At 65.3% G+C, this 16,046-nt stretch carries 14 protein-coding genes; 1 reads left to right on the forward strand and 13 read right to left on the reverse strand.

Going from position 1 to position 16,046, the window contains the following annotated elements; genetic code table 11:
- Nucleotides 1–8 precede the first annotated feature (8 nt).
- The 12 genes from PHI64_RS17360 to PHI64_RS17415 all read right to left on the reverse strand — a co-directional run bounded on the left by PHI64_RS17360 (nucleotide 9) and on the right by PHI64_RS17415 (nucleotide 11,621).
- A complete protein-coding gene (locus PHI64_RS17360; RefSeq protein ID WP_299885409.1) occupies nucleotides 9–1,229 on the reverse strand; it encodes a multidrug effflux MFS transporter in 1,221 nt (406 codons plus the stop codon).
- Nucleotides 1,226–2,680: an NAD-dependent succinate-semialdehyde dehydrogenase gene (locus tag PHI64_RS17365; RefSeq protein ID WP_299885411.1), complete on the reverse strand. Its 1,455-nt coding sequence runs from the start codon at nucleotides 2,678–2,680 to the stop codon at nucleotides 1,226–1,228. The genes PHI64_RS17360 and PHI64_RS17365 overlap by 4 nt, the downstream gene beginning before the upstream one ends.
- 50 nt (nucleotides 2,681–2,730) lie before the next feature.
- Nucleotides 2,731–3,528, reverse strand: coding sequence for an HpcH/HpaI aldolase/citrate lyase family protein (locus PHI64_RS17370; protein ID WP_299885414.1), 798 nt, complete (start codon nucleotides 3,526–3,528; stop codon nucleotides 2,731–2,733).
- 16 nt (nucleotides 3,529–3,544) lie between these two features.
- Nucleotides 3,545–4,348, reverse strand: coding sequence for a 2-oxo-hept-4-ene-1,7-dioate hydratase (gene hpaH, locus PHI64_RS17375; RefSeq protein ID WP_299885417.1), 804 nt, complete (start codon nucleotides 4,346–4,348; stop codon nucleotides 3,545–3,547).
- 24 nt (nucleotides 4,349–4,372) lie between these two features.
- Nucleotides 4,373–4,762, reverse strand: coding sequence for a 5-carboxymethyl-2-hydroxymuconate Delta-isomerase (locus PHI64_RS17380; protein WP_299885421.1), 390 nt, complete (start codon nucleotides 4,760–4,762; stop codon nucleotides 4,373–4,375).
- A gap of 21 nt (nucleotides 4,763–4,783) precedes the next feature.
- Nucleotides 4,784–5,632, reverse strand: a complete 849-nt coding sequence (gene hpaD, locus PHI64_RS17385; RefSeq protein ID WP_299885424.1) for a 3,4-dihydroxyphenylacetate 2,3-dioxygenase — start codon at nucleotides 5,630–5,632, stop codon at nucleotides 4,784–4,786.
- A gap of 179 nt (nucleotides 5,633–5,811) precedes the next feature.
- Complete coding sequence (gene hpaE, locus PHI64_RS17390; RefSeq protein WP_299885427.1) at nucleotides 5,812–7,266, reverse strand: 5-carboxymethyl-2-hydroxymuconate semialdehyde dehydrogenase; 1,455 nt, start codon at nucleotides 7,264–7,266, stop codon at nucleotides 5,812–5,814.
- Nucleotides 7,267–7,282: 16 nt separating this feature from the next.
- On the reverse strand, nucleotides 7,283–8,044 hold the full coding sequence (locus PHI64_RS17395) for a fumarylacetoacetate hydrolase family protein (protein WP_299885430.1): 762 nt from the start codon (nucleotides 8,042–8,044) through the stop codon (nucleotides 7,283–7,285).
- Nucleotides 8,041–8,688 (reverse strand): fumarylacetoacetate hydrolase family protein, encoded by a 648-nt coding sequence (locus PHI64_RS17400; protein ID WP_299885433.1) that lies wholly within the window; start codon nucleotides 8,686–8,688, stop codon nucleotides 8,041–8,043. The genes PHI64_RS17395 and PHI64_RS17400 overlap by 4 nt, the downstream gene beginning before the upstream one ends.
- A 15-nt stretch (nucleotides 8,689–8,703) precedes the next feature.
- Nucleotides 8,704–10,032, reverse strand: coding sequence for a TRAP transporter large permease (locus tag PHI64_RS17405; RefSeq protein ID WP_299885436.1), 1,329 nt, complete (start codon nucleotides 10,030–10,032; stop codon nucleotides 8,704–8,706).
- The gene (locus tag PHI64_RS17410) at nucleotides 10,029–10,571 is read right to left on the reverse strand and encodes a TRAP transporter small permease (protein ID WP_299885438.1); all 543 of its coding nucleotides are present in this window, start codon (nucleotides 10,569–10,571) and stop codon (nucleotides 10,029–10,031) included. Before PHI64_RS17410 ends, PHI64_RS17405 begins: the two co-directional genes overlap by 4 nt.
- Before the next feature lie 30 nt (nucleotides 10,572–10,601).
- Complete coding sequence (locus PHI64_RS17415; protein ID WP_299885441.1) at nucleotides 10,602–11,621, reverse strand: TRAP transporter substrate-binding protein; 1,020 nt, start codon at nucleotides 11,619–11,621, stop codon at nucleotides 10,602–10,604.
- A 957-nt stretch (nucleotides 11,622–12,578) separates the two neighbouring features.
- Here PHI64_RS17415 and PHI64_RS17420 point away from each other — a divergent pair.
- The gene (locus PHI64_RS17420; RefSeq protein WP_299885444.1) at nucleotides 12,579–13,817 is read left to right on the forward strand and encodes a hypothetical protein; all 1,239 of its coding nucleotides are present in this window, start codon (nucleotides 12,579–12,581) and stop codon (nucleotides 13,815–13,817) included.
- Nucleotides 13,818–14,368: 551 nt separating this feature from the next.
- Here PHI64_RS17420 and PHI64_RS17425 read toward each other — a convergent pair.
- On the reverse strand, nucleotides 14,369–15,496 hold the full coding sequence (locus tag PHI64_RS17425) for an ISAs1 family transposase (protein WP_299885446.1): 1,128 nt from the start codon (nucleotides 15,494–15,496) through the stop codon (nucleotides 14,369–14,371).
- Nucleotides 15,497–16,046: the final 550 nt, after the last annotated feature.

Genomic DNA, 16,046 nt, shown 5'->3' on the forward strand with positions numbered 1-16,046 from the left:
ACGCCCCCTCAGGCAGCGGCGTCCATCCGCCGGAACAACAGCCACCCCGCCACCGACATGCTCGACACGACCAGGATCACCCAGGCCATCGCCCGGCCTGCGGGGTCGTGAAAATAGCTGACGGCGGCACTGGCCAGCATGCCCATGCCAAACTGGCTGGCCCCGAAGAGGGCCGCCGCCGCGCCGCTGTTCTGCGGGTAGCGGGCCATCAGCAGACCCACACAATTGGCGCCGAGGAGCCCCGTCATGGACACCACCACGAACAACCCGCCCACCACCGCCGGCACCAGCCCCAGCGCGCTGCTGGCCGCCAGGGCCAGGGCCCCCAGGAAACCCAGCACAGCGCCTGCTGCCACCATCGCCCGGGGCCCCCTGGCGCGTACCAGGCGGCTGTTCACATAGTTGGCGCAGAAGATGCCGATGGCGTTGGCCGCGAAGATCAGGCTGAACCCGAAGGGCGAGAAGTGCTGCAGCTCGATGAAGTAGAAGGGCCCGCCGGTAATGTAGGCAAACATGGCAGCAAATGACATGCCGCCGGCCAGCAGCAGGCCCAGGGCCACCGGGTCGCCCAGCAGGCGCCCGTAGACGGCGAAGGCCCCGCCCAGGGACACGCTGCCCCGGCACTCGGCCGGCAGGGTTTCGGGCAGCCGCAGGCTCACCACCAGCAGGCTCAGGCCACCCCACACCAGCAGCGCCACAAAGCACCCGCGCCAGCCGCCAAAGGCCAGCAGCAGGCTGCCAAGCAGCGGTGCCAGCAGGGGCGCCACCGCCGTCACCATGGCCATCAGTGACAGCTTGCGGATGGCCTCGGTGGGCGTATACACATCCCGCACCACGGCCCGGGCCAGCACCGACGCGGCACCGCCCCCCAGGGCCTGGAGGAAGCGTGCGGCCAGCAACTGCTCGATCGCCGTGGCCAGGGTGCACGCCAGGCTGGCCACCACGAAGAGCCCGATGCCCCCCAGCAGCACCCGTCGGCGGCCATAACGATCCGACAGCGGGCCATAGAAAAGCATGCCCAGCGAGAAACCGGCCAGAAACACGGTGATGCTCAGCTGCACTGCGTCCACCGTTGTGGCCAGGCCCTGGGCGATGGCCGGCAGCGCCGGCAGGTAGAGGTCGATGGAGAGCGGCCCGAAGGCCACCAGCGCCCCCAGGAGCAGGATCAGCCCACCCTCCTGCTGCGCCGGAAAGCCCCCCGGGCGCCCTGCTTCCGGGGCGTCGCTCACAAGCCGCCCAGGGCCAGGTACTTCACTTCCATGTACTCATCCAGGCCGTACTTGGAACCCTCGCGCCCGGTGCCGGAGCATTTCACGCCGCCAAAGGGCGCCACCTCGGTGGAGATCAGGCCGGTGTTGATGCCCACCATGCCGTACTCCAGCCGGCGCGAGACGCGCCACACCCGGCCGTGGTCCTTCGAGTAGAAGTAGGCGGCCAGGCCGAACTCGGTGTCGTTGGCCATGGCAACGGCCTCGTCCTCGGTGCTGAAGCGGAACAGGGGGGCCACCGGGCCGAAGATCTCCTCCCGGGCCACCTCCATGTCTCGATTCACGTCGGCCAGCACGGTGGGTTCGTACCAGGTGCCGCCCAGGGCATGGCGCTTGCCGCCGGACACCACCCGGGCGCCCTTCTCCACCGCGTCGGCCACCAGGCTCTCCACCTTGGCGATCGCCGGCGCGTCGATCAGCGGCCCCTGGGTCACGCCCTCTTCCAGGCCGTTGCCCACCTTCAGCAGAGCCACGGCGGCGGCGAGCTTTTCGGCAAACTGATCGTAGATGCCGTCCTGCACCAGGAAGCGATTGCTGCACACGCAGGTCTGGCCGGCATTGCGGTATTTGGAAGCAATCGCCCCGGCCACCGCGGCGTCCACGTCGGCGTCGTCGAAGACGATGAAGGGCGCGTTGCCGCCCAGCTCCAGGGACAGCTTCTTGATGGTGGGCGCGCACTGCGCCATGAGCAGGCGGCCGACCCCGGTGGAACCGGTGAAGGTGAGCTTGCGCACCAGCGGGCTGCCGGTCATCACGCCACCGATGGCACTGGCGCGGCCAGTGACCACGCTGAACACCCCGGCCGGCACGCCGGCACGGGCGGCCAGCTCGGCCAGGGCCAGGGCCGACAGGGGGGTCTGCTCGGCCGGCTTGAGCACGATGGTGCAGCCGGCGGCCAGGGCCGGCGCCACCTTGCGGGTGATCATCGCCGAGGGGAAGTTCCACGGGGTGATGGCGGCGCAGACGCCCACCGGCTCCTTGGTGACCACAATCTGGCGGTCGCGGGCCGGCGAGGGAATCACGTCGCCATAGGCCCGGCGGGCTTCCTCGGCGAACCATTCGACGTAGGCCGCAGCGTAGGCGATCTCGCCCTTGGCCTCGGCCAGGGGCTTGCCCTGCTCCAGGGTCATGATGCGGGCCAGGTCGTCCTGGTGGGCCAGCATCAGGTCGAACCAGCGGCGCAGAATGCGGGCGCGCTCGGCGGCAGTGGTCTCACGCCAGATGGCGAAGGCCCGGTCGGCGGCCTGCACGGCGCGCTCGGTCTCGGCGTTACCGCAGCGCGGCACCGTGGCGATCACTGCGCCGGTGGCCGGGTTGGTCACCGGGAAGGTCTCGCCGCTGTCGGCGCCGATCCACTGACCGTCGATGTAGCAAGCCTGCCGCAGCAGGGAGGGATCCTTGAGGTCGAGCATGGGGCTTTCCTTTGGTTTCTGGCGGACGGACGCATCCGCCCGGGAGGATATCAGTAGCCGGCGCCGGCCTTGCCCGCGCCGGCATCCTTGAAGCTGGCGGCCAGTTTCACGGCGGCGTTGCGCAGCAGCAGGGTGTCCACGCCGACGGCGATGAAGGAGGCACCGCTGTCCAGGTAGCGGGCGGCGGCGGCCGGGTCGGCCGAGAACACGCCAGCAGCCTTGCCGGACTTGCGGATGCGCGCCAGGGCGTCGGCGATCACCGCCTTGACCTCCTCGTGGCCGGGGTTGCCCAGGTGCCCCAGGGACGCGGCCAGATCGGCGGGGCCGATGAACACGGCATCGATGCCCTCCACCGCCAGGATATCGTCCAGGGCCGCCAGTCCGGCACGGGACTCCACCTGCACGATCAGGCACATTTCGGCGTCTGCCCGGGCGAAGTAGCCGTCCACCCCGTTCCAGCGGGCGGCCCGGGCCAGGGCCGTGCCCACGCCGCGGATGCCGTTGGGCGGGTAGCGCATGGCACGCACCAGGGCGCGGGCCTCGTCGGCGGATTCGACCATGGGCACCAGCAGGGTCTGCACGCCCACGTCCAGATATTGCTTGATGCGCGCGGGGTCGTGGTCCACGGTGCGAACCACCGGGCGCACCGGGTAGGCGGCGATGGCCTGGAGCTGGCGCATCACGCTCTCGGGGGTGTTGGGAGCGTGCTCGCCGTCGATCAGCAGCCAGTCGAAACCGGTGCCGGCCATGAGCTCGGCGGAGTACGGGTCGCACAGGCCGAGGAAGACGCCGACCTGGGTCTCGCCGGCCTGCAGGGCGCGCTTGAAGGTGTTGATGGGCATCTGCATGACGGGTCTCCGGGGTTCAGCCAAAGCGGCAGGTGATGGCGCCCATGGGGCCGTAGTCCACATGGAAGGTGTCGCCAGGGCGGGCCGGCACGGGCCGGGTGAAGGAGCCTGCCAGGATCACCTGCCCCGCCTCCAGGGCCACCCCGTGGGGGGCAAACTTGCGGGCCAGCCAGGCGATGCCGTTGGCCGGATGGTTGAGCACCCCGGCGGCGACGCCGGTCTCCTCGATCACGCCGTTGCGGTAGAGCAGCGCCGACACCCAGCGCAGGTCCACGTCCATGGGCTTGATCGGCCGGCCACCCATCACGATGCCGGCATTGGCGGCATTGTCGGAGATGGTGTCGAAGACCTTGCGCGGGCGCTTGGTGGTGGGGTCGATGCGGTGACAGCGAGCATCGATGATCTCGATGGCCGGGATCACGTAGTCGGTGGCGGTGATCACGTCCAGCAGGGTCAGCTCGGTGCCCTCCAGGCGCCTGCCCAGCACGAAGGCCAGCTCCACCTCCACCATCGGGGCGATGAAGCGCCCGGCGGGGATGTCGGCACCGTCATGGAAGAACATGTCGTCCAGCAGGGTGCCGTAATCAGGCTCGTCGATCTGGGACGACTGCTGCATGGCCCGGGAGGTAAGGCCGATCTTGTGGCCCTTGATGACACGGCCTTCGGCCAACTTTAGGCCGACCCAGGTCTTCTGGACGGCGTAGGCGTCTTCGATGGTGATGTCCGGGTGCTGCAGGGACGGGGCCAGAATCTGCTCGCGGGCCTTTTCGGCGGCGTGCAGCTGGCGCGCCAGATCGAGATGGATGTCGGTGCTCAGCATGTCGGGTTCTCCTTGTAGCGTCGCTCAGCTTTTCTTGTAGCGGGCGTGGATGTTGTTGTGCTTCCAGGTTCCGGCTTCGGAGAACTCGACGATTTCCATCGAGAGGGCCAGGCCGCGGCGGGCGAAGAGCGCGGCGAAGTGTTCCTTCAGCATCGTGAACAACTCATCGCCCACCTTCTGTTTCTCCTCCGCCGTGCGCCCCGCCCCCATCTTGAAGGTGAGATGCACGAAGGCGTCGTCGGCCGAACCGTCGGCCACGCAGTAGTCGGTGAGGCAGAGGGCACGGGCGCGGATGCCGCCGGTGGGGAACACCCCACCCTGGGCGATGACGACCTGGTTGGTCTTGCGCAGCAGGCCAGGGATGTCTCCCTCCGCCTTCAGGTTGTCGGTGTATTCGTAGATGAGGTGCGGCATCGCGCGGCTCCTGGAAAGGGATCAGACCGGGAAGATCGCGTTGATCTGCCCGGTGCCGGAACTGGGGAAGAAGGGGGTCACGACCTCGACCTTGCCCTGGTAGGCGTCCCAGCCGAGGGCGCCCAGCAGCATGGCGGTGTCGTGCATGTTGCCTTCACCGTGGCACTTGTCGGCGTACTCGGGGAGCATGGCGCAGAAGGTCTTCCAGTCGCCGTTCTTCCACATCTCGACCACCGTGTGATCGACGGTCTCGAGGAAGGGGCTCCACATCTTGTGCAGGAACTGCTCGGACACGCCGTTCTGGGCGAAGCGGTGGGACAGGGAGCCGGAGGCCAGGAAGGCCACTTTGCCGTCGTACTGCTCCCTGACCGCCGTGGCCATGGCGGCGCCGAGCCTGGCTGAATCCTCCAGGTTATGCACGGTGCACAGGGCCGACACGGACACCACCCTGAAGTGGCGGTCGGCGTTCATGTAGCGCATCGGCACCAGGGTGCCGTATTCGGGCGCCAGGCTGGTGTCGGAGTGGGCCCGGGTGCGCACGCCGGCAGCGGTGGCGGCGTCGGCCAGCAGGTGACCGAGGGCCGGGTTGCCGTCGTAGGCGAAGGGCAGATTCTTGATGAAGTGGGGCAGCTCGTTGCTGGTATAGACGCCCTCGAACTTCGGCGCGCAATTAACGTGGTAGCCCGAGTTGACCAGCCAGTGGGTGTCGAACACGACGATGGTGTCCACGCCCAACTCGCGGCAGCGGCGGCCGATCTCGATGTGGCCGTCGATGGCGGCCTGGCGGCAGCCCTTGTGTTCGCCTTCCAGCTCCGACAGGTACATGGACGGCACGTGGGTGATCTTGGCGGCGAGGGCGAGTGTGCCCATGGTGTTCTCCTCGTTGTTCGGCCGAAGGCCATTTGATTTAAACGATTACCTCCTGGCCCGAGATCGCGAAGAAAGCGTCGCGAGCAGGCCCGAGCTTGTGATGAGGAGCGGAGCTGTACTGGAGTACAGTGAGCACCGGAGTCGCAAGATCGGGACGCGCAGTAGCTTTATTCGCGATCTCAGATGCCCCAGCGCGGGATGTGGTGCTCGCCATACGAGACGGCAATGTTCTTGGCCTCGCAGAACACCTCGTAGCTGTAGTGGTTGCCCTCGCGGCCGGTGCCGGAGGCCTTGCTGCCACCGAAGGGCTGGCGCAGGTCGCGGACGTTCTGGCTATTGACGAAGGTCATGCCCGACTCGATGGCCTTGGCCAGGCGGATGGCGCGGCCGGTGTTGTTGGTCCACAGGTAGGAGGACAGGCCGTAGATGGTGTCGTTGGCGATGGCCACGGCCTCTTCCTCGGTCTTGAAGCGGATGATGCAGGGCACCGGGCCGAAGATCTCCTCCTGGGCGATGCGCATCTTGTTGTCCACGTTGGCAAAGACCGTGGGCTGGACCCAGAAGCCATTCTTGAAGCGCTCGTCGACCACCGGGGTGCCGCCGCCGAAGACCACCTCGGCGCCTTCCTGCTTGCCCAGCTCGATGTAGTAATTGACCTTGTCCTGGTGGCCCTTGGAGATCATCGGGCCGATCACGGTGTTCGGGTCCATCGGGTCGCCCACGGTGAGGCGGGCGGCGCGGGCGGCGAAGTCGGCGACGAACTTGTCGTAGATGCCGGCCTGCACGATGATCCGCGAGCCGGCGGTGCAGCGCTCGCCGTTGTTCGAGAAGATCATGAAGATGGCCGCGTCGAGGGCCCGCTCGTAGTCGGCGTCATCGAAGATGATGAAGGGCGACTTGCCGCCCAGTTCCATCGAAAACTTCTTCAGGCCGGCGGCCTTGACGATGCGGTTGCCGGTGGCTGTGGAGCCGGTGAAGGAGATCGAGCGCACGTCCGGGTGGCTGACCAGCGGCTCACCAGCGGTGTCGCCGAAGCCCTGCACCACGTTGAAGACGCCCGGCGGAATGCCGGCCTCCAGGGCCAGCTCGCCCAGGCGATGGGCGGTGAGGGGCGACAGCTCGGACATCTTCATCACTGCGGTGTTGCCGAAGGCCAGGCAGGGCGCGGTCTTCCAGGTGGCGGTCATGAAGGGCACGTTCCACGGGGAGATCAGCGCGCACACGCCCACCGGCTGCCACAGGGTGTAGTTGAGGTGGCCGGTGTCGGAGTCGTAGGTTTCGCCGTGCATGTGCTGGATCAGCTCGGCGAAGTAGTAGAAGTTGTCCGAGGCGCGGGGGATGAGCACGCGCTTGGTCTGATTGGTGACCTGGCCGCAGTCAGCGGTTTCCAGGTCGGCGATCTCGGCCACGTTGGCGGCGATCAGGTCGCCCAGCTTGCGCACCAGGCGGGCGCGCTCCTTGACCGGCGTGGCGGCCCAGCCCGGGAAGGCGGCCTTGGCGGCGGCCACGGCGGCGTTGATCTCGGCCTCCCCGCCGCTGGCCACCTCGGCGATCACTTCACCGGTGGCCGGGTTGAGGGTCTGGAAGGTTTCGCGGCTGTCGACCTGCTGGCCGTTGATGATGTGCTTGATCATGCTGTTCTCGCTCTCTTTACGCGTTGGCGAACCAGGTCTGGTCATCGACGATGGTGTTGACCAGACAGCAGATGTTCTCGACTTCGGTTTCAACCACGTCGCCGGCCTTCACGTCGGCCAGACCCTCGGGGGTGCCGGTGAGGATCACGTCGCCCGGCTTGAGGGTCATGAAGGACGACAGGTAGGCGATGAGCGTGGGGATGTCGAAGATCATGTCGGCGGTGCTGCCCTGCTGGGTGGTGGCGCCATTGACCCGGGTGGTGAGGGCCAGCTGCATGGGGTCCGCGATGTCGTCACGATCCACCAGCCAGGGGCCCAGGGGGGTACAGGCATCGCGGTTCTTCACCCGCAGGTTGGGGCGGTAGTAGTTTTCCAGGTAGTCGCGGATGGCGTAGTCGTTGGCCACGGTGTAGCCGGCGACGATGTCCATGGCGTCAGCCCTGGCCACGTTCTTGCCGGTCTTGCCGATCACCACCGCCAGCTCGCACTCGTAATGCATGTAGGTGGCGTCTGCCGGGCGGCGGGTCTGGGCCTGGTGGCCGGTGATGGTGTTGGGCCCCTTGAGGAAGACCAGCGGCGTCTCGGGGGCCTTGAAGGCCAGCTCCTTGGCGTGGTCGGCGTAGTTGAGGCCCAGGGCAAACACGGTGCCCACTTCCACCGGCGGCAGCCACTGGAAGGCCCCTTCGGCCACGATGCGGCCGTCGGCCAGGCGAACCCGCCCCTGATCCTCGGTGACCTGATGAACGGCGCCGTTGTAGGCAATGCGACCGCGCTTCATGCTTGTGCTCCTGCAATCGAGAATTCGAGGGTGCCGAGGGCCCCGGCGTGGATGCTGACGCGGCTGCCAGCCACAGCCTGGGGCGCCATGTAGCTCACGCCCACCAGCAGCACATCGCCTTCGGCGAGGGTCATGAAGCCGGTGACGTCGGCCAGCAGACGGGCCGGATCGCGCAGCAGGTCGGCGAGGGAGCGCTCCTCCACCACCACGCCGTCGATGCGCGTGGTGAGGCTGAGGCTGGCCAGATCGCCCAGGGGCTGCACCGGCCCCAGCGGCAGGGCGCCGTCGAAGCACTTCTCGCGGATGGCGGGGCGGTAGTAGCTGGCGTGGGGCAGGCTCAGGTCGGCGGCCAGAACAACGCCTGCGACGGCATCCAGCGCACTTTCCACGCCCAGGCGGGCAGCGGCCCGGCCCATCACCAGCCCGACGGTGGCGCCCACCTCGACGGCCGTGGCGCCCGCCGGCAGGCTCACCACGCTGCCGCCCGGCACACGGGTGCCGGCGGGCTTGATGTAGAGGGCCGGCGCCAGAGGCGCCCCCTTGTAGGGCGCAGCCTCCAGAGCATCGTTACCGATGCGCGCCAGGGACGCCCGATCGTTGAGGACGACACCGTATACCGTGCCGCTGACATGTTGTTCGATCATCGTTTCTGACTCCGCTCAGCCGAGGTAATGCACCAGGCCAAGACACAGGAAGGGGAAGAAAACCAGGGCCAGGATGCGCATGAAATCCGAGGCAAGGAAGGGCATCACGCCCCATGCGGTCTCGCTCATGGGCACATCCCGGGCAATCTTGTTGATGACGTAGAGGTTCATGCCCACCGGCGGGTGCACCAGGCCGATCTCCACCACCATCAGGGCCAGGATGCCGAACCACACCGACTTGTCTTCCGGCGCCATGCCGAAGAAATCCAGGCCCATGATCATCGGGTAGAAGATGGGGATGGTCAGCAGGATCATGGCCAGGGAGTCCATGACGCAACCGAGCAGGATGTAGATGAGCAGGATGGCGCCCAGCACGACCAGGGGCGGCAGGCCGCTGCCCTGAACCCAGGTGGCCAGCTCGGTGGGCATCTGCGACAAAGCCAGGCTGGAGTTGAGCAGGTCGGCACCGATCAGCACCATGAAGATCATGCCGGTGGCGTGGGCCGTGCCATACACGCTCTGCAGGAAGTCCTTGCTGCGCATGCCGCCCGACACCGCGGCAATGATGCCGCAGGCCGCGGCGCCAATGGATGCCGCCTCGGTGGGGTTGGCCCAGCCGCCGTAGATGCCGACGATGACCACCAGAAACACGCACAGCACCGGGATGATGTTGATCTGTGCCTTGATCATTTCGGCGAAAGGCACCCGCACGCCCGCCGGGCCGGCCGCCGGATCACGCCGGACCACCAGGGCGATGACCAGTATGTAGCCCAGGGCGGCCAGCAGGCCCGGCACCACAGCGGCAACAAAGAGCTTGCCGATGGATTCCTGGGTGAGCACGGCGTAGATCACCAGGGGTACCGAGGGCGGGATCATGATGCCCAGGGTGCCGGATGCCGCCAGGGTGGCGGTGGACAGGCGGCCCGAGTAGCCGGCAGCCTTGAGCTCGGGCAGTGCCACCTGCCCCATTGTGGCGGCCGTTGCCAGGGACGAGCCACAGATCGCCCCGAAGGCCGCGCAGGCCGCGGTGGAGGCCATCGCCAGCCCGCCGCGCCAGTGCCCGATGAGGGTTCCGGCGGCTTTGAACAGGGCCTTGGACAAACCGCCATGGGTAGCGAACTGCCCCATCAGGATGAACAGCGGAATCACCGCCAGGTCGTAGTTGGAGACCCGGGCATAGACCAAGTTGTTGAGGGTGTACAGCAAGCCCGAAGACTCGCCCTGGTTCATCACCAGATAGATGCCGGCCCCGGTGATGAACATGGCCATGGTGATGTGCACCCGGATCGCCAGCATGGCGAGCAGGCAGCCGAAGCCGATGAGGCCGATTGCAGTACCGCTCATGAACGGGCCCCCGGGATCTTCTTGGTCGGATGGAAATGGGCATAGGCCCGGTAGGTCGCGCATACCGCCATCAGCACCAGGCCCGGCACCAGCAGCGCGGTGGGAATCCACAAGGGCAGCGACACGAGGGTCGTCACCTCTTCAGATTCGTGGGTGGCGATGGCCGACAGGATGGTGCGCCAGGCCAGCAGGCAGGAGACCAGGGCGAACAGCACCTCGGCCACGCCATCAATGGGGCGTTTGAGGCTGTCGCGCATGTTCTCGGTGAAGAAATCCACCTTGATGTGCTCCCCCAGCAGGGTGCAGTAAGGCAGAAAGGCGGTGGCCGCCACCGCCGTACCAGCCTGCATCAGCTCAATGTCGCCATTCACCGAGCCGAAGCCCAGCTTGCGACCGATGATCGACACCAGCGACATGGCGATCAGGGCCATGAAGAGCACACCGCCCGATATCGCCATGCCCTTGCCCGCCAGAATCAGGTAGTGCTCGACCCTGTCGTGCTCCACCATTTCATGGGGCATCCCCATCGGATCTTGCATGATTCGATTCTCCTGCCTGTCCCTAGATACTTACTTGTTGGTGCCGGTGAGTTCCCGGGCGGCGGAGATCAGCTTGCGGCCGTCCAGCCCCTTGTCACCCACCTGCTTGACCCACTCGTCCTCGACGCTGGCAGCGGCGCGCTTCATGGCCGCCACTTCCGTAGCGCTGAAGGTGGTGATGGTGTTGCCCTGAGCAGCGATGCGCTTGCGGGAGTCGGCTGCAACCTCGTCGAACATGGCGCCAAAGCGCGCCACCATGGCCTCACCAGTAGTCCGGTCGACAATGGCTTTCAGGTCGGCGGGCAGAGCGTCGTACTTATGCTTGTTCATCAGCACGGTCAGCACGGTGGCGGTGGGGTGAGCCACACCCGGGGCGGGCTGGGCGTGAAACTTGGTGACCTCGGAGAGCTTGGTGGGATAGACCAGCTCCCACGCGCCGAGGGAACCATCCACCACCCCCTTGGCGATGGCCTCGGTGACCTGGGCCGGCGGCATGGCCACCGGCTGACCACCCAGGGCGGCCAGGGTCTTGGCGCCCACGCGGGTGGAGGTGCGCAGCTTCAGGCCGGTGAAGCCCGTAAGACCGGCCACCGACTTCTTGGAGGTATGCACCGCCTGGCCGCCGTCGGTGTGAAAAGCCAGCACCTTGTAGGCTGAAAACTCGGCCTGGGCGTGCTGCTGGTAGAACTTCCACAGGGCCTTGCTGGAGCTGGTGGCGTCGGCAACCATGAAGGGCAGCTCAAAGGCCTCGATCGCCGGGAAACGCCCGGCCGAATACCCGGGGCCGGTCCACACCACGTCAGCCACGCCATTCTTGACCTGATCCGCCAACTGCGCCGGAGTACCGCCCAGCTGCATGGCCGGGTAGAACTGGCAGGCGATCCGCCCGCCCGAGGCCTGCTTCATCTCATCACACCAAGGCTGCAGCACCTTCTGCTGGGTCGGCGCAGCCGACGGCAAGAAGTGGGCGATCTTCAGGGTGACTTCCTGCGCGGCGGCGGGCAAAGAAAAAGCCAAGGCGCCAAGAACGGCAAAGCAACGGGTTTTCATTCGACATCTCCTCTTTGGTTGACCTGGGTGTGCGCCCACGTTCTCTAATATGTTAGAGATTACATCACTACGATGTTAGTGAGTCAACAGGCTGGTCAAAAAAACACCGCGTCAGGGTCTGAGTGAAGCGGCCTGTGGGCTTCCGTGGGGCCCAAGTGATAGACGACGGGCAATGACGACATCCCCACCCGTTACGGTGATGCCGAAGCAAGGTGGGACGCCACAGGGCAGGTCCCGGTTTCCTCCACGCGTGACGACGCGGGGGGCGGTGCCACGGCGACGAGCTGGCTGAACAGCCTGCTGGGCGGGCTGACGAATGAGCTGGCCAGCCACACCGACGCCCAGGGCCAGCCCTTGTACCGACTGGATCCCAGCCGCTTGCCAGGAATTGGCTATGCCTATGATCCGGATACCGACGATGGCCATCTGCGCCTGTCCTGGTCGGCCCCAGCAGCACCGCCAATCTCTCCAATGCACCCAAGCCCGATACGCCGGAGGGCATCGCATTCGTTCAAACATGGGAGAAAGCCGCCAGCTTCAAGAACAGCCCTGAAGGCCGGAGCTGGGACTGCAACAGCATCTGGACGACTGATGCTTTGGCCGCATGAGCTTGCAGTGCGGCCTCACCGGGCTACCAAGGCACTGCATCGACTGTTGACTCCGATACGCAGACGCCATAGCCTTATAGAAAATTCCAAAAGCATATTCCAGGCGCGCACTTATTCATCTCCAGCAAGATTCCAGATGCGCGCAAAGTGTGACCGGGGATTTCTGGCGGAAGGCTCGCCCAGAACGCAGATGCGTCACAAGATTTAAAGAAAAAAGATGATGCGCACACGAGCGACCTGCTGGCTAATCAAGCTCAGCCTCCTGGGACTGGCAACTTTGTTGCTGGCGGCTTGCACGGTGCCGCCCATCCTCTCGGGCCACCCCCCCCTCGACAACTCGCCTCCCAACTTGACCACCTTTACCCGGGCCATGCTGGAAAGTGGCTGCCACGATTTACCCTACGGCGTAAATCAAGCTGCAGTGCAGGCCTGCATCCAGCAATCGGCATCCATACTGCCGCCATTTGACCCCGCGCACCCTGAGCGATTTGGACTGGAATACGACCCCGAAAAGTATCTTGAATGCATGAAAAAAGGATGGATTGGAATATCCCGCTTCCCACTTCGTTCGGGCGGCGGCAACTTCCAAAGCATCCGAATCTCGGGTGACAACCGTTGCGAACGTTTTATCCGCCTCAAACCCGACGAACCCGAAGTCTGGCCCACCGCGGCACGGCCCACTCTGCCCGACCTACCCGACGGCCGCGTCTACGGCCCGCCTCCGCTCGATCCCGACAACAAGGACCTCCATCACCAATCCATTGCCTACTTTTTCAGGCTCTGCAAGGGCGAATCGAAAGAGACCATTCTGCGCACAGCTGAAAACGTCGATGGGATTTACTTTATCCGCCCCCATGTGGCCGTGAGCGCAGGGGAGCACTTGGAGCCGCACCTGCTGGAGCATCTCGTCGACATTGGCCCGTCCAGCAGGGTGGCCTCCTTTCGGCCCCCAACGGCTCCGGCTGCAAAACGCGGGCCCGACTGGTATACACGCACGCTGGCCTTGTCCTCCGCCATGCGGGCCTTGCTGATCCCCGCCATACGCTGGCCTCAATCCACCACGCCCTATGCGCCCGGCGCACCGCCGCCGCGCTGGCAGCCGGAGGACTTTACCTTCCTGCCAGCCTACGAGTACGTGGAGTTTCCACGCTGGGAGGTGCCGGCAGACAGCCCTCAACCCTATATGCGGGCCATGCGCTCCCCCAAGCTGGATATCTACATGGACCAGCAGAGCGGCGACCGGGTGCCCAAGCCCTATTGGCGCAACGATAAGCCCGTCTTCCAGCCGGTCGGCCAACTCCAGGCTCGCTATGGCGTGACCTGGCGCGGCTTCGAAGCCAGCCCCGGGGATCGGGCGCTGGGCATCTACGGCAATGAGTACCTCATCATCGATCTCGACCGCAACGAGGTCATGGCCTACGCCCGCACCTTCGTCTTCAGCGGGCGTCCCTCTGCCAAATATTGGGCAAAAAAAGGGGGCTGGGGAGACAACACCGCGGAATGCCGCCCCCTCATCAGCATGGGGGCTTTTGCTGATCGGGTATTGGCACCCCGTAACACCTTCAAGGTGGGAGCAAGCAGGCCATGACTTCAGCTGACGACAACAATTCCCGCAAGGGCAGCAACCGTTCCACTGCGGCGCAGAGCATGTCGACTGCCGACCGGGTGCAATATCAGTATGAAATGTCGCTGGCGCAGATGGCATCAGACGTCTATGGGCTGAAGCCTGACCTTTCCGAAAAGGAGCTTTATGAAGCCCTGAAAAAGGGCAACTCCTTCCCCAACCCCGCCCACTCCGAAGACGACACAGCCCGTATCGGCAACCAACGCTTTACCGACAGCCAGATCACCGATTTCAAGAGCACCTATACGGTTGTCGCGGTTTCATCGGAAACCAGCGCGGCGGGTGACTTTGCCGTACTGCTTCAGCGTATCGATGGCGCGGGTTATGTATATGCATTCCGCAGCACACAACCGGCAAGCCAGCAACACAACGAGCAGAAAATCGGCGCCTATGAGCAGGACTTGGCCAACAATCTGCAGATGTCGACCTATGGCATCGGCCTCTCTCAACTGGATGGCTTAGACCGGTTTATCACGGCAACCGCCCCCCCCTGCTCGATGGCAGGGTCTTCGCACTTAATTGTCATGCGCCGGCTTGATCCCCAGCATCGCCATCCGGTAGCTGTCGTCCCAGGAGGCGAGCTTGCGTTTCTTGTTGAGGCTGATCTTGCCGAACTGGGCCAGAGTGGCCGTTTCGAGCTTGAGCAGGTTGAGCACGATCCGCTTCAAGCGCGAGAGGTTTTCGGCCGCATGATCCTTGCGCACCGTGGCGGCATCGTCGCGGAAGTTCACGTCGAGCATCCAGTGAACCCCATTTTCTATTCCCCAGTGCGCTCGGACTGCCTTGCCGAAGGCTGCGGCCGTCATCACCCGGGAGCTGATGTAGTAACGGCGCTCGGGCGCCGACTCCTTGTCGCCGACCTTTCGCAGGGACTCGACCATGCCCAGCATCTTGCAGCCCAGCCAACGCTCGGTATCCACGACATCCTTGTTTTCTGCCACCCAGAAACCCTGCCAGACGAAGCGGCCATGGGACTCTTCGGTGAGCTGGGCAGAGTGCCCCGCCTCGTGCAGCGCCTCACGCTGAGCGAGGCCGAAGCGCTCCTGCAGCGCCACCTGCAGGCCGGGCTGGTTGCCTTTGACGGCCAGCAGGTAGTCGGCCTTCTTCTCCAGGATCTTCGCGGCAATCTCGCTCTGGCAGCCCATCGCGTCGATGGTGACCAGGTAGCCCTTGATCAGGAGCGCATCGAGCAGCTCCGGGATGGCCGTGATCTCATTGCTCTTGTCGTTCACCTTCTGTTGTCCCAGCACGAGGCCGCAGTCGGTGGCAAAGGCACTGACCAGATGGATCGGCGAGGTGGCGCCATCGCCCGAACCGCGCACCGTCTTGCCATCGACCGCCAGGGTGCCACTGGCCACGGCCGGCACGAGCCCGCCCACCCAGCGCCGGAAGGCCTCTTCGAAGGCGCGCGGATCAAGGATGCGGAACACCCGGTTGAAGGTGTCGTGAGACGGAACGCCGCCTTCGAGCTTCAGGAAACGCTTGAGCCAGGCCGTCTTGTGCTCGGCCCAGAACGCCATCTCTTCGAAACTGTTCATGTCGCAGAGCACCGCGCAGACGGCGATCGCCAGGATATCCTGCAGGTCATGGCGACACGCATAGCCCGCCCGGCGCGGGTCGTTGATCTCGGCAAGGCAGCTCATCAAGGGCATCGGCGCGGGCGTTTCCATGATCGTCGTCCAAAAGACGAGAGTAGACGCGATTTGCGCGCCGTCCACAAGGTGCGGCTGCAAGCGTATGAACGTGAACGACTTTCAGGCGGCGTGAATGCATTTGGAGTAAGCGGCGCCGCTAATGACAATTAAGTGCGTAGACCCTGTGCTCAATGGCCAGCCCGCGACCTGCGCAGGGGGCTCGCTTTCCGGCCAGCAATGCTTGGCCGTCACGGAGTTGGACCCGGCGATCCTCCAGGCAGACAGCCGCCCGAATGTCATAATCAACCCCACAGGCATGGCCAGTTTCAACGAGGGCTACTCGGTCGCCGACGCCTTGGCCATCTATCGCCAAGTCCTGGCTGACCCCAACAGCGCAGCAAATCTATCCAACACACCCAACCCCGATACATCAGCAGGGCAATCGCACCGTTACGTCATAAACCCGAGCACCTCCGCCCGGAACTCATCGGAAGCGGAGGCGAGCAGGCGCTTGTTCTTTATTCCGGCCTTGACCGTCGAATTGAGCCGTAGGAGATTC

This window comes from Zoogloea sp. (assembly GCF_028689785.1).
Lineage (GTDB): Bacteria > Pseudomonadota > Gammaproteobacteria > Burkholderiales > Rhodocyclaceae > Zoogloea.

Excerpts from the sequence above, each read along its gene's own strand:
- PHI64_RS17365 (WP_299885411.1), bottom strand. The coding sequence starts at position 2,680 with ATGCTCGACCTCAAGGATCCCTCCCTGCTGCGGCAGGCTTGCTACATC.
- PHI64_RS17370 (WP_299885414.1), bottom strand. The coding sequence starts at position 3,528 with ATGCAGATGCCCATCAACACCTTCAAGCGCGCCCTGCAGGCCGGCGAG.
- hpaH (WP_299885417.1), bottom strand. The coding sequence starts at position 4,348 with ATGCTGAGCACCGACATCCATCTCGATCTGGCGCGCCAGCTGCACGCC.
- PHI64_RS17380 (WP_299885421.1), bottom strand. The coding sequence starts at position 4,762 with ATGCCGCACCTCATCTACGAATACACCGACAACCTGAAGGCGGAGGGA.
- hpaD (WP_299885424.1), bottom strand. The coding sequence starts at position 5,632 with ATGGGCACACTCGCCCTCGCCGCCAAGATCACCCACGTGCCGTCCATG.
- hpaE (WP_299885427.1), bottom strand. The coding sequence starts at position 7,266 with ATGATCAAGCACATCATCAACGGCCAGCAGGTCGACAGCCGCGAAACC.
- PHI64_RS17395 (WP_299885430.1), bottom strand. The coding sequence starts at position 8,044 with ATGAAGCGCGGTCGCATTGCCTACAACGGCGCCGTTCATCAGGTCACC.
- PHI64_RS17400 (WP_299885433.1), bottom strand. The coding sequence starts at position 8,688 with ATGATCGAACAACATGTCAGCGGCACGGTATACGGTGTCGTCCTCAAC.
- PHI64_RS17405 (WP_299885436.1), bottom strand. The coding sequence starts at position 10,032 with ATGAGCGGTACTGCAATCGGCCTCATCGGCTTCGGCTGCCTGCTCGCC.
- PHI64_RS17410 (WP_299885438.1), bottom strand. The coding sequence starts at position 10,571 with ATGCAAGATCCGATGGGGATGCCCCATGAAATGGTGGAGCACGACAGG.
- PHI64_RS17415 (WP_299885441.1), bottom strand. The coding sequence starts at position 11,621 with ATGAAAACCCGTTGCTTTGCCGTTCTTGGCGCCTTGGCTTTTTCTTTG.
- PHI64_RS17425 (WP_299885446.1), bottom strand. The coding sequence starts at position 15,496 with ATGAGCTGCCTTGCCGAGATCAACGACCCGCGCCGGGCGGGCTATGCG.